Genomic DNA, 1,024 nt, shown 5'->3' with positions numbered 1-1,024 from the left:
GCCGAAATCAAGCGAGGAGACAGATGAAAAAGCGATTTATTATAACAGGAATGATTACCCTTTTGGGGATGATAAATTTAACTCTAACGTCTAACTTTAGCTGGGGTTCTGGGACACAAAGTTCAACTGTTAAAAGTCCTTTTTCAAAAGCAGAATATCTGGAAATTATTAAGTTGTTAGAACAACAAATTAAAACAAACGAAAACCAGATCGAAAACGCGAAAAAAATTCATCAGTCTATAACAGGAAATAGGATACAAAAACCAACAATAGGAGAAAACAAGAATTCTTTCATACAAGATTTGTTTTCTATCTACCCAAAAACACAGACAAACTACCAAAACATAACTACTGGGGACTTTAAAAAAAGATTTAATGAGATTATTCTCGAAGAGAAAAGGTACGGCTTCCAGAATTTGCCGTATGACCAAATGCGCGAAACAATTAATACGCGTCTTAAATATAGTGGAATTGTCGAAAAAGCTGTAAGTTTTCAAACTTTCCAAGACGCAGAGAACCGCTTTAAACAAATGAACGATTTCTTAGATAAGATAAATAAAACAAAAGATCTCAAAGAAGTTTTCGAACTGCAAACACGCATCAAGACCATGTCAGCCATGATCCAAAATGAATATACAAAGCTACAAATGGTCAGAAATTTAAGCGATGACGAAGAGACTCTTATCGAAATACAAAAACGTAAATTGTACAGAAAAATTGTAGCCTCTAACTACAAAAATATGCCTATAATAAGATCTAACCAATAAAGCTTTTTACAGCATTTGCTTTTTTTCATGAAAACAAAAACCAATGTAGAAGGTTCAGTACTCTCTGAACAATTAAGAGAAGCACAAAGATTTTATCAAAGCCAAGATATCGTGCTGAAAACACTTAGGTAATGTATAAATGAAAATGAGGCGTTTAGCATATATCTATGTTCCAAGGTGATAAAAAGTTGAAAATTCGTTAAAGAGGAATTCCATGGACTTTACAGTGTTCACGCAACTTTTCAATAAAATTGATC

The 1,024-nt window shown here is 32.9% G+C and carries 1 protein-coding gene; it reads left to right on the top strand.

Annotation, left to right across the window (positions count from 1 at the left end):
- On the top strand, nt 1–767 hold a 767-nt coding region (locus ACFIMI_RS09650), incomplete at its 5' end, for a type IV secretion system protein (protein WP_375692535.1).
- Between the last annotated feature and the right edge of the window lie 257 nt (nt 768–1,024).

Origin of the sequence: Bartonella sp. AP4SXKL, from assembly GCF_042195845.1 — a bacterium.
Classification (GTDB): Bacteria; Pseudomonadota; Alphaproteobacteria; order Rhizobiales; family Rhizobiaceae; genus Bartonella.
The sequence above is the reverse complement of the archived record's forward strand: the minus strand, read 5'-3'. Positions and strand labels throughout refer to the sequence as shown.